Here is a 22,150-nt window from a genome sequence, read left to right on the forward strand (position 1 = left end):
GGGGGTGTCTTTTCCATGATAGGCAGGAAAGTCAAAACGATGGAAACCGAATTTACAAAAAGAAGACGCAGTAAGCAAAAGCATCCGATTCGAAACGGCATCTTTGTGCTCTTGGCACTGCTGGTTCTTGGCGTGGGCGCTGGCCTTTATATTAACCACGAGGGTTATGCAGCCAAAAATCCCAACGACATGACTTTGACCGAGGTGAAGCTGTCTTCTTCGGACTCCGTTGAACAAGTGGGGAAGAAGCTGCAGGCTAAGGGCTTGATCCGCAATGGCAAGTACCTGACTCGCTATGCCAAACGCTACGGGGCCAAGTCGATTTCGGCCGGTACTTATTTGTTCTCGCCCGTTCAAAGCATTGACAACGTCTACCAAGAATTAGCTCAGGGACCAAGTGAGGAACCCGTGCTTGATTCGTCCTACACCTACATCGATGGCAACAAGACGGACAAGCAGACGGCGCAGACTTTGGCAGACGCAGCTAACGTTTCTAAATCAGCCCTTCTATCCGCCTATACGGATAAGGACTTGATGAAGGAAATGAAGGAGAAGTATCCAAAGCTCTTCTTGAATGCCAAGTCTGGGTTGACCCTTTACGACTTGGTCATGCCGGGCATTTACAAGATTAAGGACGAAAAGTCAGCCAACGACTTGGTTCGCGACTTGTTAAAGCGGACGGACAAGGAAATGCAGGGCTATTACGCTGCTTTGAAGGAAAACGGTTTGCCCGTTTCAACCGCTGTCTTGCTGGCTGAAAACGGAGGTAAGCAGGAGTTTAACCGCCGCTTGGCCTTCATTAAGAAGATTGCTTCTTATGCACAGGACTTGAAGAGCCAGTACGGTATCCTGCCTTCAATCTCAATTGCCCAGGCCATCCACGAATCCAACTGGGATGACTCTGAACTATCCTCGAAGTACAACAACTTCTATGGTGTTAAGACAGACGATACAACGGCTGGCAAGTCCGTCGTCTTGGAAACCCAGGAAGTGGAAAACGGGCAGACGGTGACAAAGAAGGCGCGTTTTGCGGTTTACGCCTCCTATAAGGACTCCATGAAGGCCCACGCCAAGACCCTGGTTCAGGGAAACACTTGGAACAGTGATCAGTTTAAGGATGTTTTGGCAGCCACGAACTATCAAGACGCGGCCCAGGCCCTCTATGATGATTCGTACGCAACGGATCCCAATTATCCTGCAGCCATTATCCGGATTATTCAAAACTGGAACTTGGCCAAATACGATAAGTAAAAGAAAAGTCGACCAAGTGGTCGACTTTTTTATATACCTTCAACTATGCTTTTTTGCAATAAATGTAAAATAATTTTGAAAAAGGGTTGTGTAAGCGTTTACATTAAGTTACAATAATGGATGTAAACAAGTGAAAGGAGTCCACTAACATGGATTTTGCAATTATTATGGCGTTACTCCCCGCCTTGTTCTGGGGGTCAGTTGGTCTTGTCTCAACCAAGATGGGTGGCTCAGCCGCACAACAAACGCTGGGAATGTCAGCCGGAGCCTTGATCTTCGGTTTGATCACGATGTTTGGCTATGTTTTGCCAAACGGCTTCTACATGGGAACGGACATCTGGGTTGTCGGTCTCTTGTCTGGTTTGGTCTGGGCAATGGGAATGGCCTTCCAGTTCTTGCTCTTTAAGGAAATGGGCGTCTCACTCGGTGTACCCCTTTCAACGGCCGGCCAGATCATCATGAACGCCTTGTTGGCGGCTACTTTGCTTGGTGAATGGACGTCTGCTGCAATGTGGCTTGTTGGAATCGTTTCAATCGGTTTGGTTGTAACGGGTGCCATCTTTATCTCAAAGCCTGACAAGTCCGCTGCAGAACCTTCCAAGATTGATTCAAAGTCAATTTTCTACTTGATCATGTCAACGGTTGGTTTCATGCTCTACTTTGTCTTTCCAAACTTCTTGGCCAAGATTGGTTACGTTTCAGAGGAAGTCCGTTCGGCCGGTAACGGCTTGAACTACATGACGGCCATCGTTGGCCCACAGGCCATCGGTCAGGTCATTGGGGCGCTCTTCATCGCCGTCTTCGTACTCCGCGAAGGCAAGACAATGTTTGCAAAGCCAACTTGGAAGAACTTGGTAACCGGTTTGGTTTGGGCCCTTGGAAACATCTTTATGTTTGCTGCCGCTGCCAACCCTAAGATTGGTCAGACCATCGCGACGACTTTGTCACAGTTGTGCATCGTGGTTGGTACCTTCGGTGGTATTTACATCTTGAAGGAAAAGAAGAGCTCAACGCAGATGAAGGCCATCGTGATTGGTACGGTTCTGGTTGTGGTCGGTGCCATGATCATTGGAAACATTCACTCCTTTGCCTAAGAATGATTGAAGATAAAATAAAAGAAGGAAGGCCCTCAGGGTCTTCCTTCTTTTTTCTGTTTTGGAGAAAAGAAAAAGGACTGCTCAGCAGTCCTTTTTTGCTTACTTGGCCGTTTCGACCTTTAAAATCTTCACTTCGATATCGACACCGTTTGGCAAGGGGACCTTCACGGTTTCACCCTGGCGCTTACCGATCAAGGCGTTTGCCATTGGTGATTCGTTTGAAATCTTACCAGACAATGGGTCGGCTTCAACTGAACCAACAATGGTGTAAGTTTCGGGTTCTTCATCGGGCAATTCCTGGAAAGTAACCGTCTTACCCATGGCAACTTCGTCAGCGGCAGAGTCATCAGCGGAAATGATTTCCGCGTTTTCAATCATCTTACGCAAAGTCACGATGCGGCCTTCGACAAAGGCTTGTTCGTCCTTTGCTGATTGGTATTCCGAATTTTCGGAGAGGTCACCGTATGAACGGGCGATTTGGATTCGCTTCGTAATTTCGGGACGTTGCCGGGTGATTAAGTCTTCCACCTCAGCTTGTAATTTGTCACGGCCTTCGGCCGTCATTGGGAATGTTTTTTCTTCCGCCATGATTTCATCCTTTCAATGCCTTTGGCATAAAAAATACAGCAAACTGACTATATCACGGCCGCTTGCTAGGTGCAAGTGAGAACTTTCTTTTGCTCCAGAAAAGTAGCCAAACAATGCCTAGGCTAAGAATGGAAAGGCAAAGTCCCTGCCAGAAACGTGGCGGCGTGTAGGTTAAGACGACTTGGTGCTGGCCGGGATTTGTTTTTATGGCGAGCAGGCCGTTGGCAACGGTCTGCGTCTGAACTCTTTTGCCATCGACTTTTGCCTGCCAACCGGGGGCGGCTGGAATGCTGGTCATAATCAAGGACTGGTCCTTGGTACTGGTGATTGTTCCCTCAATGCGCCGGGAATTGGCCTTTTTAATCTGCAAGGGGTGTTGCTTGAGCTTGGCTAGGTCTTCTTTGACCATCTGCTGGTCGAAGGCATAGAGGGCCAAGTCGTCGAGGTAACGGTTCTTCACACCAGGCGAAAGGGTGATGATCAACTGCTGTTCGCCGGTTTGCTGGCCGTTTCCTAAGTTTAGCGCCACCGTGTGGTTGTAGCCGCTTTCCTGCTTGAGCTTCTGCCCATTTAGACGCAAGGTGACATTGGAAAGGCCCAGCGCGCCACCTAGGTTCAGGTAGTAGTTTTTACCTGCCTTAGCCTCGTAGGTTAAGACCAGAGAGGCCCCGTTTTTCTTATTAATCGGTGTCATGATGCCACCGGTAATTCGGTTCATGGGTTCCAGGTTGTTAGTGGCCGCTATGGTGAGTGGTTCCTGGGTCATGAATAGCTGCTTTTCTTGCCCGCTGAGGTAGGTCAGCAAGCGCTCTTGGTTAGCTAATGGGTAACGGGGGCTGATGGGCATCTTTAGGGCGTCCTTTGAAGCGGCGTAGGCGACGGGTAGGGCGTCGGTGTTTTCCTTAATGACCCAACCCTTACCAGCTGCAAAAGTCGGTGCTGAATCGTAGTCAAAGCGGGTACTTTTCTTTAAGGAGGCCGTCGACTTTTGCTGACGGTCCTTGCTCTCGGTCAAATAGTACTTATAGGAAAGTAAGCTGTCGAGCACGGTTGTCCCATTATTATAGGAAAGCTTGGAATCCCCTGAAATCTGTCCCATCGTTTGGTAGAAGTTGGCCGATTGAGCGGGAAGGAGGGAGGAAAAGTGGGAACCGGCTTTGAAGTGACCGAGAAAGGCGTCGTTATAGGTTCGTCCCAGCCCTTCGGCCAAGCGGAACCAGGACTTGTCCTTGGAAAGGACTCGACCGGCCTGATCAACCTGCCGAGCTCCTGTTTGGTATTCCTTTTGGCTTAAGTAAGCCAAGTGATTCAACGTCATGGCCAGGTTGGCAAACAAGAAGGCGGCGGTTAAAACAAGAAGGAGGACTTTACGGACCTTGTTCTTTGAAAAGAGCAGGGCCAGTAAAAGCAGCAGGTAGCCGAAAAGGAAGGTAAGCAACTCCGGCTTATCCAGGTAGGTGACTTGGTCCAAGTAGAGGGAGCCGATAATCGTAATGACCACCGGGCTGACCAAAAAGAAGAGTCGAGCTGGAATACTTGGCAGCCAGTTTTGCCCCTTTTCTTTTTGTTGATAGCCTTTGGCAGCCAGCGCAATCAATAGGAAGGAAATCAAAAAGGAGAAGCGGGCTGGGTACCAGACGGGGTACTGACCGCCGTGGAAGAGCAAGACGAGCGGTGTCCAAGTCGTGGCTAAGAAGAGAATGGCTAAGGCAAGAGTGGCCAGCGACTTTTCCAGCCAGGAGATGGTTCTTGCCGAAAAGAAGGCCCACAAAAAGAAAAGGACAATGGGGGCAACAAGGAAGTTGGCCTGGCCGGTTTGCATTTGGTCAAAGTCAAAGGAACCGGGGACGAATTTAAAGAAGAGAAAGGCCGGGTTGTTTTCAAAGCCAAGGGTCCAATTGGGCGCATGGGTTGTTTTACCTAATTGCAATTGGACCAAGGTTGGCAGCCAGAGCCAGGCGGTTAGACCAAGGGCTAGCAGGCTGGCTGGCAAGAGCTTTAAGAACAGGCGGCCGCTGCGCTTCCAGGCGCCCTCCATGGTGAGGGCCAAGGGCAAGTAGAGAATGGTAAAGAGCCCAATCATCCAAGCGATGTAGTAGTTGCAGATGAGAATACCGGCTAGGAGCAAAATAAAGAGGCCGGTTTTTTGCTTTTGAATAAAGCGGTGAAAAGACCAGATGTAAAGGGGCAGGAGAATGGCCGCGTCCAGCCAAAGGAGGTTTAGGGCGTTTGCGATGAACCAGGCTGAAAGGGGGTAGTTAATGGCCAAGAGGGTGATGGCATAGCCTTCAAGGTGGAAGACTTTCTTTAAGAAGAAGGCCATCGTTAAGCCGGCGGTGGCGACTTTTAACAGGGTGACCAGGAGAATCCAGGCCGGTAAGGTGCTGGCGTTTGCGAGCAGAAAGAAAAGGTTAAAGGGCGACATTAAATAGTAGGACCATTCGGCGACCATGTCTCCGCCTAGGCCAGAGGAAAAGGAGTAAAAAAAGGCCGATGGGTCCTTTAGCAAGGTTTCCTTAAACTGGGCGAAGTAGTCCAGGTACTGCTGGCCCAAATCGACAGTTAGAATGGTTGATGAACCAAAGGGGGCCATGTGGCGGTATATGAAATAGGTGAGCAGAAAGAAAAAAGGCAGCCAAAAAGAAAGGGCAACCGGTGAGTAAGTGATTTTTTCAAAAAGATTCTTACGATTAGTCATGCTTTAAGAATACCAAAAAATCATCGAATTTTAGCGGAAAATTCGGTCAATATGGTAAAGTATAAGAGATTGAGAAGGAGTGTTTCACTCGAATTTTCTTGGAAAGACGAAGCGTTATTATGAACCGTAACCGTTATTTCGAAGATGGCAACAAAAACGACGCCCGGGCCAACCTGCCTGGACGGCTAAAGCTCTTGTTTGGCCTCGTGATTGCCATTATTGCTGCCCTGTTAATTCAACTGGCTTTTTTGACCATTAAGCAGGGAGCTGGCTACCAATCTGAAGTGGACCGTTCGGACCAAACCGTTGAAAAGGGGAACGCCCCCCGTGGCTTGATTTATGATTCAACCGGAAAAGTCATCACGGGCAATCAGTCGGCTTTGGCCATCACCTACACCCGTGGGGCCACAACGACCACGACAAAGATTGCCGACGTGGCCCAAAAGTTATCCAAGTACATCAGCATTGACACCAGCCGTTTGAACCCCCGTTCAAAGGCTGATTACTACTTGGTGACAAATGAGAAGGCAGCCACAAAAGTCCAGACCGCCGTTAAAAAGGAAAACGCCAGTGAGGCCTCTGCCTGGTCAACGACACAATTGAACACGGCCATGGCCCAGTACGTGATGAAGCACGACTTGGACAAGAACGTTGACGACAACGTGGCGATGATTTTCCAGAAGATGTCGGGGGCTTCGGCCTTATCGACAACTTATATCAAGGAGTCCGACATTTCAGACGACGCCGAGGCCAAGATTGCCGAACGGCTATCGTCCATGCCCGGTGTGAAGATTGGCGAATCCTGGTCCCGTAATTATCCTGAGGGCACGGACTTCCAGTCCTTGACTGGTACCGTGACCGACGAATCGGCTGGGCTGCCTGCTGACCGCCTGCACCGTTTGCTGGCCCAGGGCTACTCGCAAAACGAACCAGTAGGAACCTCGGCTTTGGAAAAGCAGTATGAATCCTTGCTGAAGGGTTCACCATCGCAGACGACGGTGACGACTTTGGGGAACTTGAAGACTTCATCGATTAAGTACGAGGGACAATCGGGTGATTCGCTTAAGCTGACCATCAACGCTGAGTACCAGAAGAAAGTCCAACAGATTCTTGAAGACAACCTGCCTGGTGGAAACGTTCAGGGTGCCTATTCAACGGTCATAAACCCCTACACCGGTGGCATTTACGCCATGGCCGGGGTTAGTCGGGATTCTTCGACCGGAAAGAAGACGGCCAACCAGCTGGGGAACATTAACCAGGCAATTGTCATGGGGTCGGTTATCAAGCCAGCCGTTCTAGCAACCGGATTCCAGAAGGGCGTTGTGACGCCAACCTCCAACACCATGAACGATCAGGCGATTAAGATTCAGGGAACTCCTGAAATAACGTCTTACTGGAACAAGAACGGAACGCCGACGCCAATTGATGCCAGAACGGCTTTGGAAACGTCTTCCAACACCTACTTCGTTCAATTGGGGATGAAGATTGGGGGTCAGACTTACTCTTCTGGTTCTTCTCTGCACCTTCGTTCAGACGCCTTCCAGACGCTTCGAAATGGCCTGGGCCAGTTCGGCCTTGGAACCAAGACCGGCATCGATGTCGAAGGTGAAACGGCCGGTTATAAGGGGCTGACGACCGGAACCAACATCGGTAAGTATTTGTACGAGTCCTTTGGTCAGTATGATTCTTACACGACCTTGCAATTGGCCCGTTACGTTTCGGCCATTGCCAATGGTGGATATTTGGTTCAGCCGCACTTGGTTGGCTCCGTTTTGCAGACGGACAAGGATGGCAAGTACCAAAAGACGGTCTGGACCGCCGAACCACAATTACAGTCCCAGGTTTCCTTGACTGATGACGAGTGGAAAGTCATCAAGGATGGAATGTACCAAGTGGCCAACGGTTCTTCTTCTCACAACACGGGAACGGCCTTGCACAACATGACGCCAAAGGTCTATGCCAAGACTGGAACGGCCGAAACGTCGACTAACGGGCACACGACTTTTACCGAATCAATGGTTGTCTATGTGCCGGGCACGCCTTTTGCCATGTCCTTGGCCATTCCAGGAATGGATTCCTATTTGGATGGAACCAACGGACGAATTGCTAAGCAGATCATCGAAGCCTTCTGGCAGATGGTTGTGGCAAGCAACAATTCATAAGCAAAATTAAAAGACCTCTTGGATTTTTATCCAAGAGGTCTTTTTCGTGTTTGATTGTTATTTAGCATCCGGTTCAACTCCGTACAAGTCGATGCGGTATTCCGTGATTTTGAGGCCGGTTGCAGCCTGAGCAGCCTTAATCAAGGGTGCTGGGTCAAAGTTGGCCGCATCGATGATTTCGTTGGTCTTGGTATTGATGACGTGGTAGTGGGGGTGGTCAGCAGCATCGTAGTGACGCTTGCCATCCGAAATACCATCAATAATCACAACCAGTTTTTTCTCAACAAACTTTTCCAAAGTGTTGTAAACGGTGGCTAAGGAAATGTGGGGCAAATCATTGTGGATCATTTCAGCGGTTGGGTGATTATCGTGGGTCATCATGTATTCAAGCAAGGTCAGACGCTGGCTAGTTGCTTTTAGCTGATGTTCTTGCAGAACGTTCTTTAATGGATTCAGCATGTTAACCTCCTAGTTAATATTAACTTCATGTCAATTATAACATTAGAATGAAACAATACAAACATTTCCTTAGAATGAAACAAACTAAATGATTGACAGAAAAATGAATCCTTAGTATAATAAATTAGAACCATTCTTAACAACAGAGGAGAACGCTGATGGAGAAGCAATCGTTAATGGCCCACAATAATTTGGTTCGGGCCGGTGTTATGGGAGGCAACGACGGGATTTTGTCCGTTGCTGGTATTATCGTCGGGGTCGCCGGAGCCGGTCAAAGTCTTGGGGCAATCATGCTGTCAGGCTTTGCTGGGACTTTGGCCGGGATGGTCTCGATGGCCATGGGGGAGTTCGTCTCCGTCCGGTCATCGCACGATGCACAAGAAAAGGCCCGCCACAGTCAAGAATTGGCTTTGAAGAATAATTACGACGAAGAATTTAACTTTGTGAAAGAAAAGTACCGGGCCGATGGCATCTCAGAGGAACTGGCAACCCAGGCCACGGAAGAGATGATGAAGAAGGACCCGCTGGAAACAACGGTCCGTGAACGACACGGCTTCTCCTTGAAGTCACAGGTGTCAGCCGGTGGGGCCGCCTTGGTGTCCTTTGTGACTTTTCCAACCGGGGCCGCATTGCCAATGGCCTTCATGGCGGTCGCCTCACCTAACTTGCGGATCATGGCAACTTTTTTGGCGGTGCTCATTGCTTTGCTGATTACCGGTTACCTGGCCGCCGTTGTTAACGGCGCCAACCGGACCAAGGGGGCCATCCGAAACCTCTTGTCTGGAATCTTGACGATGGTCGTGACCTTCTTAATTGGGTCACTCTTTAAGTAAGGAGTAGGAGCATGACTGCAATCTTTAAAAAATGGCAGCAAAAGCGTGCCAATAAACAATCTGGTCAAACCATGGAAGAGCGCTTGAACACGATTCGAGCTGGAATTCTTGGATCAAACGACGGGATTTTGACCGTTGTCGGCGTGGTCTTTTCCGTAGCCGCCGCAACGTCCAACCGTTTGGTGATCGTTTTGGCCGGCCTTTCCGACCTCTTCGCCTGCGCCCTTTCAATGGGGTCTGGTGAGTTCGCCGCGGTTTCTTCCCAAGCCGATTCCGAAAAAGTCGCCGTTGTTCGCGAAAAGGCCCGGTTGAAGACCGACTTTGACGAACAGGTGGCAGACGTCGCCGCCTTTTACACGGATCGTGGGGTTAGTCCTGAAACGGCCAAAGCCATCGCCTGTGAATTGCTGGCTGAAAAGCCATTGGAAACGGTTTTGTCGGTTAAGTACGACATGACTCTGGGCCACTATGTCTCGCCAATTGCTGCTGCGGTTTCATCAACCTTTTCAGCAGCCCTCGGTGGGGTCTTCCCGCTGGTTGCCCTGCTGATTTTCCCGGTTGAATACCAGTATTTGGCAGCCATCTTGGCCACGGTAGTGGCTTCGGCCCTAACCGGCTTGCTTTCCGCCCTATTTTCACAGGGAATGGTTAAGCGTGCCATTTGGCGAAATATTTGGGTGGGCCTTGTTACCATCGCTATTCACTACGGCATCGGACTCCTGTTCTAATCAATTGGTTTAGTTTGGATTTTACGAAATTCGGGCTTTTCTTCTGTGATGAAACGAACTATAATAAACCTATCGAAAAAAGTTGAATTAATTGGAGGCTTTATTATGAAAGTTGTTATTATTGGTGCATCCCACGGTGGACACGAATCCGCTCACGAACTCCTGACGCGCTACAGCGACGTTGACGTGACGGTTTACGAAGCGGGGGACTTCATCTCCTTCATGTCCTGTGGAATGGAACTCTTCTTGGAGGGCAAGGTCACAGAACGTGACGCCGTGCGCAATTTCAAGCCTGCTGACATCGAACAATACGGTGGTAAGGTTTTGGCCAACCACTTGGTCGAAGCTATTGACACAGACAAGCAAGAAGTGACGGTTTTGGATCAAACGACTGGTAAGAAGTTGACGGATTCATACGACAAGTTGATTATTTCGTCTGGTGTGTCACCAATGACTTTGCCAGTGCCAGGGGCTGATTTGGACAACGTCTTCTTGATGCGCGGCCGTGACTGGGCAACCAAGATCGACGAAAAGTTGCACGACAAGGACGTGAAGAACGTCGTTGTTGTCGGAACGGGTTACATCGGAATCGAAGCCGCCCAAGTCTTTGCCGAAGCAGGCAAGAACGTAACGGTTATCGACATGATTAACCGTCCATTGGGGAACTACTTGGATGAAGAATTGGCCGGTCCAATCGCTGACGAATTGACTTCACACGGTGTCAACTTGCACTTGGGCCACGGCGTTGCTTCCTTTGAAGGAAAGGGCGCGGTTTCAGCCGTAAAGGATGACGAAGGCAAGGCTTTTGACGCCGACTTGGTCATCGTTGCTGCTGGTGTTAAGCCAAACACCAAGTACTTGGAAGGCACGGTTGACTTGGATGCCCGTGGCTTCATCAAGACCAACGCTTACTTGCAGACTTCTGCAAAGAACGTCTTTGCTATCGGTGATGCCATCAAGCCACTCTTTGCCCCAGCCCGTCAGGCTGCGCCAATCGCCTTGGCTTCAACGGCTCGTCGGGAAGCACGCTACGTCGTTGAAAACATTGGTATTGACAAGCCTGCCCGCGCCTTTGCCGGCGTCAACGGTTCATCAGCCCTTTCCGTCTTTGACTACAAGTTGGCCACGACTGGTGTGAACGCCAACAACGCGTCAAAGATGAACTTGAACGTGGCTTCTGCCCTCTACAAGGCAACGGTTCGTCCAACCTTCGTAACGGACGGTAACCCTGAAATCTTGGTTAAGTTGACCTTCAACCCTGAAAACCACGAAATCTTGGGTGGTCAGATTTTGTCAAAGCAAGACGTGACGGCCCACGCCAACACGATTGCCTTGGCCATCAAGGGCAAGATGACTTTGGAAGACTTGGCCGAAGCCGACTTCTTCTTCCAGCCTGGCTTTGACCGCCAGTGGTCAGTTTTGAACTTGGCTGCTCAAACGGCCCTTGGTCAGATCCCATCCGTTTAATTAAATGAACAAGAAAAAAGAACGCCGAAAGGCGTTCTTTTCTTATATAATAAGAGTACTATGACGAAATCAATCAAAAAATATTGGGGCTTCCTCGATCGAAAGCTCCACATTAATGACCTAGTCACCTACTTTTCCCGGTCCCAGGTTGGCATGGTGGGGCCGACTTTTGCCTACTACGTGCTCTTGACGCTTTTCCCGCTGTTAATCGCCGTCGTGCTCTTAATTTCGGCCCTGCACGTGTCAACGACCCACTTGACCAACATGATGGCCGACTTTTTACCAAGCTCGGTCAATGACTTTTTGAGCCCGGTGCTGACCTCGGTGGCTAAAACCAATACTCAGTCCTACTGGTCCCTGTCGATTCTCTTTATTTTCTGGTCGCTGTCGCGGGTGATTACCGTCTTGCGCGAGGCCTTTAACCGAATCGCTGACGTGGAGGAGACCGGCCTGCCTATTTTGGCCCGGCTCTGGTCCTTCCTCTGGCTCCTATTGATGGTCGTGGCCTTCACGGTCATGGTCTTTGCCGGCAACATCTTGAATGTTTACCTGCACGAGATTACCGGCCTGGCCTTCTGGGTGACGCCGACCCGTTGGCTGCTCTTGATTGGCCTCTGGCTCGTGATTCTCTGGATGAATTACCAGCTACCAGCCAAAAATGCCCGGCCACCGTTCTTGGCTTCTTTGGCTGGATCACTCTTTGATTTGGCCTTGCTAAATGGACTGAACAAAGTTTTTGCGCTGCTGGCTAACTTTCAGTTTGGCAAGTACGGCTTTTACCAGTCCTTGACATCGATCATCGTCTTCTTGCTTTGGCTAAACTTAGTGGCTGCCATTTTGGTGATTGGTTTTGTCATCATGACCTGGTTATCGGAATTCCATTGGATGAGAGGAGAAAAGGATGTTTCAAAAGAGTGATTTTGCCGTCTTTGACGACCAAACTCTAGACGGTCGCATGGACAAAGTCCGCAAGGTAATCGACCCAAAGTTTGAGGCCTTTGCTGAAGCCGCCATGCCCATCTTGATGGCAGACGGCCGCCCCTGGGTGGCCCACGTGGCCAAGCACAAGATGCGCAAAGTCAACTCACCCGAAAACACCTGGGTGGCCTTTGCGCCAAACAAGCGGGGCTATAAGATGGAGGCTCACTTTGAATTAGGCATGTGGGAGGACCACCTCTACTTGTATTTGGCCATTGAAGAAAACATGAAGAAAGTCAAATCCGATGGCCCACGAATTGCCAAGCAGCTGATGGCCTTGGCGGATCAAGTCGCGGCCTTGCCCGACGACTTTGTCATCTCACAAGACCACATGCAAAACAACAAGCACGCCCTGGCCGAATACCAGGAAGCAGTCGACCGTTATGGCCGGGTGAAGGCGGCCGAAGTCTTGGTTGGTCGTCAAATTCCAAAGGATTCGCCCTTGTTGAACGAAGACTCAGATAAGCTCCTCGACTATTTGTTGGAGACACTAAAGAAACTCCTGCCACTGTACGAAGCACTGGCCGATTAAGGTATTAAAAAAAGCCTGACCGATTGATTTGGTCAGGCTTTTTTTATTCTTCTTCGCCTTCCCCTTGTTCCATGAGCAGGAGGGTTTGGGCTTGGTTAATTTCGGTATAGAGTTCGTTGGCGACGGCGGCCTTGACTTGGCCGGCGGCTAACTGTGTCGACAGATAGCTGTACTCGTCGGCGAAGGCCTGGATGTAGTCGGCTGTTTTGACGGAGACGGATTGCCTTTGGTAGTCGTGAGCGACGATGCGGAAGAAGCGTTCGAGTAATTGGCGTACTTCGGCCACGTTGTCCGTGTTTTCCTCTGCCTCCAGTTCTTCTTTTAGCGCTTGGGACAGGAGTTGGTCGGCAAGCTGTTGCACGTCTTCGTTTAGCTTGAGCATGGCCTGTCGACCATCCTTCCACTGGGCGACTATGGCCGCTACCTTGGGATTGTGAGCCATGAGTTCTTCTTGGTAGCGAAGGCGTTGCCCCTTGGTGAAAGTCTTCGTCTTCCAGTGCCAGGCAAATTCGTGCTGGTAGTGGTGCAGGCGCTGGTTAATGCGGACCAGTGGGTGCCGAGAGGGGGCTGGCGTCAAAAGTCCCCGCTGCAGGAAGCGGCTGTAGCGCTCAATGATGTCTTGGTCGTAGCCCTCAGCAATCATGTCATCCAAGTGAGCCTGCAGTTGATCGGAGATCTTGGTCAACAATGCCAGGGAAGCTTGCTCGTGCTGCCCTCTTTTTGGGCTGCCAACGGTAAGCTTTTGCGTTTGCAGGGTTTGGACAATGGCGGTCTTGATCGCATGGTCAGGAATTCGTTGTTCAGTTTTAATGATGGCCGCATCGATCATGGCCGTGGGGGCCTGATTTAATTCCTTTTCGCTATAGGCCTGTTCCTCTTTATCCAATAAACGTGGAAGAACAATGGTTGCCGCAACGAGCGAAATCAAAATGACCAGTGTGGCCACCAGGAGAATTTCATTTTGGAAGGGGAGGGGCTTGCCGTTGACGGTGTTTGGCAGTGACATGGCCAAAGCCAAGGTAACGGCCCCGTGAACACCGGCAATGCCGAAAATCTGTGCTCGTTTCGCCCGGTCCTTGGTTTGGTAGTGACCAAAGAAGCCGACCAGTCGTTCCTGCTTTTGGAAGGAGACCCAGAGGAAACGGGCAACGTACATGGCTCCGTAAATGAGGACGGCCAGCCAGAAGAGGCCGAGGGACTTTTGAAAGCCAAAGTCGCCAATCAGCTTGAGAATCTTTGGCAAGGAAAGACCCAAGATGACAAAGACGATTCCATTCAGCAGAGTTGTCAGGGTTTGCCAAATCGTTCCGGAAACCACCCGGGATTCCGTGGCGATTAGCTGCAGGCGGGACTGCTCGTAGTTATGCACAATGCCGGCCGCCACGACGGCCAGGATGCCGGAAAGGTGGAAGTGTTCGGCCAAGAGGTAGATGGCAAAGGGAGTCAGGATGTTTAAAGGAATGGTGGTTGCCTGGGCCGAAGAGGCGTGGAAGGAAAGGTAGAGGCGCAGGGCAACAATCAAACCGGAAGCAAGCGCCCCGACAATCAGGCCACCTAAAGCAACAACGACAAAGTGGCCGATGGCGCTGACCAAGTCGAAGGAACCCTGCTGATAGACCGAAAGGGCCAGATCCAAGAGGACGATTCCAGTGGCGTCGTTAAAGAGGGATTCCAATTCAAGGGATTGGTTTAGTCCCTTTGGCATCTTTAAACCGGTTGTCATGGACTTGACGGCCACGGCGTCGGTTGGCACGACGATGGCGGCCAGGGCAATGGCCAAAGTCAGGGGCCAGGCCGATTGAATTTGGTCGGTCAAAAAGGCTACGACAGCGACAACGAAGAGGGCCAGTAGCACCGATAGTTGGAAGATGGCGTTAAAATGCTTCTTCATGGTGGCAAAGGAAATGCCCTGCCCCTCTTGGAACATCAAGGGCGCGATGATCAAGAAGAGAAAGAATTCCGGATTTAAGGAGAAGTCTCGAAAGACGGGGATGAAGGTGAAAAAGCCACCGACGGCAATGAGCACCAGGGCATCCGGGACGCGGGGGATGAAGGGTTTGACAACGTTGGCTGCGATGACGGCCAGTAAGAGTAGGGCAATTAAGTAGAGTTGGGACATGGGCCTTCCTTTTTTTTACAAGAGATGGAGTTACTACTATTATCTGGGGCGACTTTGAAATGTGTCAAAAGTTTCAAAAAAGACAAGGGCGAAAGGGCGTGGCCCCCTTCCTTTTTACCGGTCGATTGGTTATAATGAATTCAACGTGAGATTTTATTCATAATTCTTTAATAAAAAGGTAGGTATATTGATGGCAAATATTGAACGTCTCTATGATTTCTTTGAACCGGAACACTATGATTTATTCATCGACGTGTCCCGCGCAGACAAGCTGATCAAGGGAAAGACCGTCGTGAACGGGGAGGCCAAGCGTGAAGCCATCGCCTTGCACCAGCACGACTTGAAGGTTTCTTCCGTCAAAGTCAACGACCGGGCCGTCGACTTTACGGTTGATGACGCAGCCGACCAGATTCGCTTTAACGTCGAAAAAGTCGGCCCACAAACCATCGAAGTCGAATACCAGGCGCCTTTGACCGACAACATGAACGGAATTTACCCTTCCTACTACCAAGTCGACGGGCAAGACAAGCAAGTCGTTTCAACACAGTTTGAGACTTACTTCTCCCGCCAGGCCTTTCCAGGGATCGATGAGCCAGAAGCCAAGGCGACTTTCTCATTGGCTTTGAAGTTTGACGAACAGCCTGGTGAGGTGGCCATTGCCAACATGCCAGAAGAACGCGTCGAAGACGGTGTCCACTACTTCGAAAAGACGGTCAAGATGTCAACCTACTTGGTGGCCTTTGCCTTTGGTGACTTCCAGTCGATTGAAACGAAGACCAAGTCCGGTATCAAAGTCGGCGTCTACGCAACCAAGGCCCACCCTGCAAAGGATTTGGACTTCGCTTTGGACATTGCCAAGCGCTCGATTGAATTCTACGAGGACTTCTACCAAACACCATACCCACTGGCTCAGTCCTTGCAAGTCGCCTTGCCAGACTTTTCAGCCGGGGCCATGGAAAACTGGGGAATGGTGACCTACCGGGAAGCCTACCTCTTGGTCGATCCCGATAACACGGAACTGTCCATGAAGCAGGTTGTTGCCACGGTGATCGCCCACGAATTGGCCCACCAGTGGTTTGGTGACCTGGTAACGATGAAGTGGTGGGACGAACTCTGGTTGAACGAATCCTTTGCCAACATGATGGAATTCGTGGCCATTGACGCCATCGAACCCGACTGGCACATCTGGGAAAGCTTCAACGCAAACGACGTGCAAGCTGCCTTCCGCCGTGATGCCTTGCCAGGTGTTCAGCCCGTCCACGTGGCCGTGCACCACCCAGAAGAAATCGACGCCCTCTTCGATCCAGCCATCGTTTACGCCAAGGGCGCTCACTTGCTGGTCATGCTCCGTTCCTTGATTGGCGATGATGCCTTGCGTAAGGGCTTGAAGGCCTACTTCGACAAAAAGGCTTACGGCAACGCTACTGGTGATGACCTCTGGGCCGCCCTCGGGGCTGCTTCCGGTCAAGACATCGGGGCCATCATGAAGACCTGGTTGGACCAACCGGGCTACCCCGTTTTGTCCGTGGCCATCGAAGACGGTCGTGTCAAAGTCCGCCAGACACCATTTGTTCTTGGTGACAAGCAAGCAGACGACAAGCGCCTCTGGCAAGTGCCATTGGCTGCCTCAGCCCCTGGTTTGCCAAAGTTGCTGACGGAAAAAAGCGCCGACTTGGGTGATTGGGCAGAAATCAAGGCCGCTTCCGACGGACCATTCCGTTTGAACGTCGGCAACGCCGGTCACTACATCGTTTCTTACGATGATGAGATTTTGGCCGAACAGGTCAAGGCGTTGACGACTTTGTCAGCCATTGACCAGGCTCAGTTCCTGCAAAACGCCCTCTTGCTTGCCCAGGATAACCAGGTTGGCTATGCCGACATCCTGCCGGTCTTGCCACTCTTGGCCAACTCGGAATCGGCCCTTGTGCAAGACTTTGTCTACCAGGCCGTCTCTGCTGTCAAAGTCTTTGCCGAACCAGACTCCAAGACGGAAGCCTACTTGCAAGTCTTCACCCGTGGCTTGTCGACAGAACGCTTTGAAGCCCTTGGCTTGGCCAAGAAGGCAAGCGATTCCGTTTCGGATGAACTGGCTCGGCCAGTGGTTGTGGGTGCTGCCCTCTTTGGTAAGAACCCAGCACTGTTAGAAGAGGCTCACAAGGCATTTGAAGCGGCTGGTTCCGCTCAAAAGCTGGCGGCTGATGGTCGCACCGAAGTACTGAAGAACGAACTGGTGAACTTCAATCAGCAAGAAACCTTTGCCGGTCTCTTGGCTGACTACCAGGAAACGTCAAACGCTTCCTTGAAGCGGGATTTGTCCGCTGCCTTGGCCGCAACGCCAAATCCTTTGCAAATTAAGGAATTGATTGCTGCCTTTAAGGACCCAGCTGTCATCAAGCCACAGGATCTGCGTAACTGGTTTGCCGGTGTTTTGGCCAACCCCGTTGGCCAAGATGCTGCCTGGGCCTGGTTCCAAGAGAACTGGGACTGGTTGGTTGACCGCCTCGGTGGGGACATGTCCTTCTCTTCTTATATCACAGTGATTGCCCGCATCTTTAAGAGCCGTGAAAAGTTGGATGAATTCAACGCCTTCTTTGATGACAAGAAGGATCAGCCGGGAATCGCCCGCGAAATCGTGGTCGATGCCCAAATGATTGAAAACCGTGTCGAATTGGTGGAAGCACAGGAAGCCGCTGTTGTGAAAGCCTTGGACGGTTTGGTGAAGTAAAAATAATAAAAAAACGCCCCTAAGGGCGTTTTTTTATTGGGTGATTCGTTTGATGTGTTAAAAAAGCAGGCCGCTGAGGCCTGCTTTTTTAATCTTCACCCGGAATAAAGGTGTCGTTTTTAATGAGTGATTGAAAGTCCGCGTGGACCTCTGTGAAGAGGTCGTCCGGGCCATTGTCCAGCATCTCTCTTGGGAAGAAGAAGCGCTGATCCAAGGAAGCCCGGCCCTTGATGGCGCCAACCAAAGTCGACAGTTCAGACAACTCCTGGTGGCTGCCGTCGGCCAGAACTAGTTCGATTTGCGTCCGAGGCTTTTTAGCCGCTGGCTTGTAATCGTCGTAGGGCAAGTCGTAGGCATCGTTGCGGGCTGTGTAGTAACGGGGGTCGAAGCCAGCCTCTTTGACAATCTTTTCCAGACTATCCAGGTGAGGGGCCGATTGCTCGTTGATTTGGATGGACTTGAGCGGCTTGCGGCGCAAGAAACGCTGGGAAAGGTCGGCCAAGATGGTATCATCGGCATCCTGCCAGCCGTTGATGGCCGTTAGGAAGAGGTTGTCGTCCAAGCGCAGGTATTCGTGAACCGTCAGGTCGTGGTCCTCTTGAAAGACCGGTGCCAGTAGTGGGCCGACCAGGGATTGGGGTTCTTCCCCGGCGGCTAAGAGCTCCTTCACTCGGCCGAGCAAGTGCTCCAAGAGAATTTCCATTCCTCTCGAAACGGGGTGGAAGTAGACTTGGAGATACATCTGGTAGCGGGCCACCAGGTAGGATTCGACGGCGTGCATGCCACCAATGTTGACGGCAATGCCGCCTTCGTATGGCCGCAGCATTCGCAAAATTCGCGACAGATCGAATTCACCGTAGGAAGCCCCGGTGTAGTAGGCATCACGCAGGAGGTAGTCCATGCGGTCAACGTCTAGCTGCGAGGAAATGAGCTGGACAACCTGTTGGTTGGGGTAAGTCTTGGCAATCACGGAAGCGACTTTGTTAGGAAAGTCTGGCCCTTCCTGGAGCAACACCTGGTGAATTTCGGTATCGCCCATGATGATTTGCTGGGTCATCGCCTCGTGATCCGTGTGAAAGAGGTGCTCGAAGGTGTGGGAGAAGGCCCCGTGACCAACGTCGTGTAGGAGGGCGGCGGCCAGGGTGACCATCCGCTCTTCGGGATTCCAAAGGCCATCGCCTTCTTCCTTAGTCGCGTAGTATTGGCAGAAGTAGTCAGTGACCCGCCGTGCTAATTCGTAGGCGCCGGCACAGTGACCGAAACGGTCGTGGGTGGCCCCGTGGAAAATCGTGTTGGCCACACCAAGCTGCTGAACCCGGCGCAGGCGCTGGAATTCCTTGGTGTTAATCAGGTCCAAAATGAGTTGATCTTGAATGTGGATAAAGTCGTGAATGGGGTCCCGGAGGACTTTTTCTTGGGCTAGTTTTTCCAAAAGTTTCACCTTTCCCTTCGTCGATATACCTATTATAATAGAAAGCAGCAAAACTTGCGAAAAATGAGGATAGAAATGGTCGGACAAGCGGTTACAGTCAGCTTTGAATCAAAAATTTACCAAGACGAGGGGGATGAATCCTACCGAGTAGAAGCAGAAGGCCGCTTGGTGGCAAAGGGGGCCGCCTGGTATCTGACCTACGAAGAGGAACTGCCGGAACAACCGGTCACCAAAGTCCTGGTTAAAATCGAAGAGGGCCGCGTGGCCATTACCAGAACGAACCTGACTAAGACCCGGCTGGTCTTCGAAGAGGGCCTGGTCGAACACCAGCCCTACCAGACCGCTGCTGGCATGATGCTGCTTGACACCAACACCCGTGATTTGCTGGTTGCCATTGACGAGCAGGCGGGCACTGGTAAAGTCCTGCTGAACTACGCCCTTTCAGCCAACGGGGAAGTTGTCGGACAATACCAGGTTTCCTTGCATTTTGTCCAATAATTCAGTATTATTAACTAGTTAGAAGTGCGAAAGGATATAAAGCCATGTCACAAATTGAAAACGGTCAACTAAAAGAAGAAATGGCGCTTGTGGAAATTGCCACAGCCATCCTATCCGAGCAAAAGAAGGCCATGGCCTTTGCTGACTTGGTACAAGCCATCGAAAACTTCCTGGGTGTTGATGACGAAAGCTTCCGCTCTCGTTTGTCCCAGTTCTACACGGACTTGAACACGGATGGTTCATTCATTTCCCTTGGAAACAACGAATGGGCCTTGCGTTCATGGTATCCAGTCGATGCCATCGATGAATCAATCCACGAAATCGATGACGAAGAAGAAAAGCCAAAGAAGAAAAAGAAGACGGCCAAGAAGGTCAACGTCTTTGCCGATAACGCCAACGATGATGATGTTATCGATTACAACGACGACGATCCGGAAGACGACGACTTTGACGACGTTCCGGAAGAAGACAAGACGGACGATGATGACGACGCCGATGACGAAGACTCAAAGGACGAATCCATCGATGAGCACTTGACGGAACTGGCTGGTTCAGACGACTTGGACGACCTTTCTGACGGTGACGAAGAGAAGTAATTTTTAAGAAAAAGTCCCTCAAAAACGCTTGCTTTTTTGAGGGGGCTTCTGTAAACTATATTACTGTGCTAAGCACTGATTGCTTCCGTAACTCAGTTGGTTAGAGTAGGGGATTTTTAATCCCAAGGTCCTCGGTTCGAATCCGAGCGGAAGCACTGATATTCTTATCAGGAGACCTTGGGTGATTTCCAAAAAAGCGTAAGACAGCAATGTCTTACGCTTTTTCTTTTGCCTTCAAATTAACAGCCCTTGCTACTTTTTTCATTTTTCTTTCATTTTTTATTTAAAAAGTCTTGCAATTCATTTTTTCATCGGATATGATAGACACAACGTAAAGAGGACGAGTAAGTTAGCTCCGGTATACAGCGACGTCATGGTTGGTGAGAATGGCGGTCGGGCTAAGTGAAGACTACCTCTTTTGAAACGACATACGAGTAGCGCGTGAAAGTATGCCCGGTTTGACCAACCGTTACCTCGGTCAGATTAAGGTTACGTGTGTTAACGTAGCAAATTTGGGTGGTACCACGCGCCGGCGTCCCTAGCTTTTTGGCTAGGGACGCCTTTTTTGTTAACACAAAACTGAACTGAAATTTAGGAGTGTCTCTTATGGCAGAAAATAATAAAGAATTAAATCGCTCCCTTTCATCTTTCCAAATGGAAATGATTGCATTGGGTGGCACGATTGGTGTTGGTCTCTTCATGGGGGCCTCCTCAACCATTGCCTGGACCGGACCATCCGTTATTTTGGCCTACCTGATTTCAGGTTTGGTTCTCTACATTGTGATGCGGGCCCTGGGTGAAATGTTGTATATCGATCCGGAGGTTGGTTCCTTTGCCAACTACGCTAAGCACTACATTCACCCGGCGGCTGGTTATCTAACGGTCTGGGCCAACGTAATCCAGTGGCTGATGGTTGGAATTTCTGAAACGATTGCCGTTGGTGTCTACCTCGACTACTGGTGGCCGGGTATTCCAACTTGGGTAACCGGTGTGATTGTGCTGGCAACCTTGACGGCTGCTAACTTGGTTACGGTCAAGGCCTATGGTTCCATGGAATCCTGGTTCTCTTTGATCAAAGTCTTGACGATTGTCTTCATGATTATCCTGGGCTTCTTGGTCATCTTGCTTGGTGTTGGTAACCACGGTCACCCGCTTGGCTTTTCAAACCTTTGGTCACACGGTTCCTTCTTTGCTGGGGGAATCAAGGGCTTCATGTTCGCCTTGTCCATTGTCATGACCTCTTACCAGGCCATTGAATTGATTGGAATTACTGCTGGTGAAGCCAAGGACCCACAGGTGGCGATTGTTAAGTCCATCAAGTCAATCGTGGCCCGTATCTTGATTTTCTACGTTGGTTCGATCTTTGTGATTATCACGATTTACCCATGGAACCAGTTGGACCAAGTCGGTTCACCATTCGTTGAGACTTTCGCCCGTGTTGGAATTACGGCCGCTGCTGGAATCATCAACTTCGTCATGATGACGGCGGCCATTTCAGCTTTGAACTCCGGGCTCTTCTCGTCATCGCGAATGCTTTACACGCTGGCTATGAACAAGGAGATTTCACCTAAGTTCTTGAAGCTGTCCAAGCGTCGCGTGCCAGAAGTGGCGGTTTTGGCCATGTCGGCTGGAATCCTGCTCGGTATCGTCTTGAACGCCTTGTTACCACTGATCTGGCATGATTCGTCAAAGATCTTCGTCATGGTCTACTCGGCCTCGACTTTGCCAGGAATGGTCCCTTGGTTTGTCATCCTCTGGTCACAGATTAAGTTCCGCAAGGAACACCCTGAGTACTTGGAAGGGCACCCCTTCAAGTTGGCCCTCTCGCCAATCTCCAATTACTTCGCCATGTTCATGCTGATCATCACCCTGGTCTTCATGACCATCAACCCAGATACGCAGATTCCACTCTTGATTGGTTTCTCATTGCTGGCCTTGGTTTTGGTGGTTTACTTTATCAGGCACCGCAAGGATGCCAAATAATTTT

The 22,150-nt window shown here is 50.6% G+C and carries 17 protein-coding genes and 1 tRNA gene; 13 read left to right on the plus strand and 5 right to left on the minus strand.

Features of this window, described 5'->3' with window-relative positions:
* The first annotated feature begins 39 nt into the window (after positions 1–39).
* Entirely contained in the window at positions 40–1,251 is a 1,212-nt protein-coding gene (locus G6R28_RS00195; protein WP_213792234.1) for a glycoside hydrolase family 73 protein, read from the plus strand.
* Positions 1,252–1,400: 149 nt separating this feature from the next.
* Positions 1,401–2,345, plus strand: a complete 945-nt coding sequence (locus tag G6R28_RS00200; RefSeq protein WP_213792235.1) for a GRP family sugar transporter — start codon at positions 1,401–1,403, stop codon at positions 2,343–2,345.
* A gap of 102 nt (positions 2,346–2,447) precedes the next feature.
* Here G6R28_RS00200 and greA read toward each other — a convergent pair whose 3' ends face one another.
* Entirely contained in the window at positions 2,448–2,936 is a 489-nt protein-coding gene (greA, locus tag G6R28_RS00205; protein WP_213792236.1) for a transcription elongation factor GreA, read from the minus strand.
* Between the two features lie 52 nt (positions 2,937–2,988).
* Positions 2,989–5,634: a YfhO family protein gene (locus G6R28_RS00210; protein ID WP_213792237.1), complete on the minus strand. Its 2,646-nt coding sequence runs from the start codon at positions 5,632–5,634 to the stop codon at positions 2,989–2,991.
* 119 nt (positions 5,635–5,753) lie between these two features.
* Here G6R28_RS00210 and G6R28_RS00215 point away from each other — a divergent pair, with 119 nt between their 5' ends.
* Positions 5,754–7,796 carry a peptidoglycan D,D-transpeptidase FtsI family protein gene (locus tag G6R28_RS00215; RefSeq protein ID WP_213792238.1) on the plus strand — a complete coding sequence of 681 codons (2,043 nt, stop codon included), beginning with the start codon at positions 5,754–5,756 and terminating at the stop codon, positions 7,794–7,796.
* Positions 7,797–7,853: 57 nt separating this feature from the next.
* Here G6R28_RS00215 and G6R28_RS00220 read toward each other — a convergent pair whose 3' ends face one another.
* Complete coding sequence (locus G6R28_RS00220) at positions 7,854–8,255, minus strand: Fur family transcriptional regulator (RefSeq protein ID WP_213792239.1); 402 nt, start codon at positions 8,253–8,255, stop codon at positions 7,854–7,856.
* A 158-nt stretch (positions 8,256–8,413) separates the two neighbouring features.
* Between G6R28_RS00220 and G6R28_RS00225 the strand changes: the two genes are divergently transcribed.
* The 5 genes from G6R28_RS00225 (at position 8,414) to G6R28_RS00245 (ending at position 12,793) form a co-directional block, all read left to right on the plus strand.
* On the plus strand, positions 8,414–9,088 hold the full coding sequence (locus tag G6R28_RS00225; RefSeq protein WP_213792240.1) for a VIT1/CCC1 transporter family protein: 675 nt from the start codon (positions 8,414–8,416) through the stop codon (positions 9,086–9,088).
* Between the two features lie 11 nt (positions 9,089–9,099).
* Positions 9,100–9,816, plus strand: coding sequence for a VIT1/CCC1 transporter family protein (locus G6R28_RS00230; protein ID WP_213792241.1), 717 nt, complete (start codon positions 9,100–9,102; stop codon positions 9,814–9,816).
* Positions 9,817–9,921: 105 nt separating this feature from the next.
* Positions 9,922–11,283: an FAD-dependent oxidoreductase gene (locus G6R28_RS00235; RefSeq protein WP_213792242.1), complete on the plus strand. Its 1,362-nt coding sequence runs from the start codon at positions 9,922–9,924 to the stop codon at positions 11,281–11,283.
* A gap of 60 nt (positions 11,284–11,343) precedes the next feature.
* Positions 11,344–12,201 (plus strand): YihY/virulence factor BrkB family protein, encoded by an 858-nt coding sequence (locus G6R28_RS00240; RefSeq protein WP_213792243.1) that lies wholly within the window; start codon positions 11,344–11,346, stop codon positions 12,199–12,201.
* Positions 12,185–12,793, plus strand: a complete 609-nt coding sequence (locus tag G6R28_RS00245) for a DUF1054 family protein (RefSeq protein WP_213792244.1) — start codon at positions 12,185–12,187, stop codon at positions 12,791–12,793. Before G6R28_RS00240 ends, G6R28_RS00245 begins: the two co-directional genes overlap by 17 nt.
* Before the next feature lie 43 nt (positions 12,794–12,836).
* On the opposite strand, the gene G6R28_RS00250 is transcribed toward G6R28_RS00245, so the two are convergent.
* Entirely contained in the window at positions 12,837–14,912 is a 2,076-nt protein-coding gene (locus G6R28_RS00250) for a cation:proton antiporter (RefSeq protein WP_213792245.1), read from the minus strand.
* A 190-nt stretch (positions 14,913–15,102) separates the two neighbouring features.
* Here G6R28_RS00250 and G6R28_RS00255 point away from each other — a divergent pair, with 190 nt between their 5' ends.
* Positions 15,103–17,637 (plus strand): M1 family metallopeptidase, encoded by a 2,535-nt coding sequence (locus G6R28_RS00255; protein ID WP_213792246.1) that lies wholly within the window; start codon positions 15,103–15,105, stop codon positions 17,635–17,637.
* Positions 17,638–17,725: 88 nt separating this feature from the next.
* On the opposite strand, the gene G6R28_RS00260 is transcribed toward G6R28_RS00255, so the two are convergent.
* Positions 17,726–19,078: an HD domain-containing protein gene (locus G6R28_RS00260; RefSeq protein ID WP_213792247.1), complete on the minus strand. Its 1,353-nt coding sequence runs from the start codon at positions 19,076–19,078 to the stop codon at positions 17,726–17,728.
* A gap of 66 nt (positions 19,079–19,144) precedes the next feature.
* On the opposite strand from G6R28_RS00260, the gene G6R28_RS00265 reads away from it, so the two are divergent.
* From G6R28_RS00265 to G6R28_RS00280, 4 genes are all read left to right on the plus strand, one after another.
* Entirely contained in the window at positions 19,145–19,567 is a 423-nt protein-coding gene (locus G6R28_RS00265; RefSeq protein ID WP_213792248.1) for a YwiB family protein, read from the plus strand.
* A gap of 44 nt (positions 19,568–19,611) precedes the next feature.
* Positions 19,612–20,163 (plus strand): DNA-directed RNA polymerase subunit delta, encoded by a 552-nt coding sequence (rpoE, locus tag G6R28_RS00270; protein WP_213792249.1) that lies wholly within the window; start codon positions 19,612–19,614, stop codon positions 20,161–20,163.
* An 81-nt stretch (positions 20,164–20,244) separates the two neighbouring features.
* A tRNA-Lys gene (locus G6R28_RS00275) sits at positions 20,245–20,318 on the plus strand.
* 451 nt (positions 20,319–20,769) lie between these two features.
* Positions 20,770–22,146, plus strand: a complete 1,377-nt coding sequence (locus tag G6R28_RS00280; protein WP_213792250.1) for an amino acid permease — start codon at positions 20,770–20,772, stop codon at positions 22,144–22,146.
* The last annotated feature ends 4 nt before the right edge of the window (positions 22,147–22,150 follow it).

The organism is Fructobacillus papyrifericola, from assembly GCF_018437235.1.
Lineage (GTDB): Bacteria > Bacillota > Bacilli > Lactobacillales > Lactobacillaceae > Fructobacillus > Fructobacillus papyrifericola.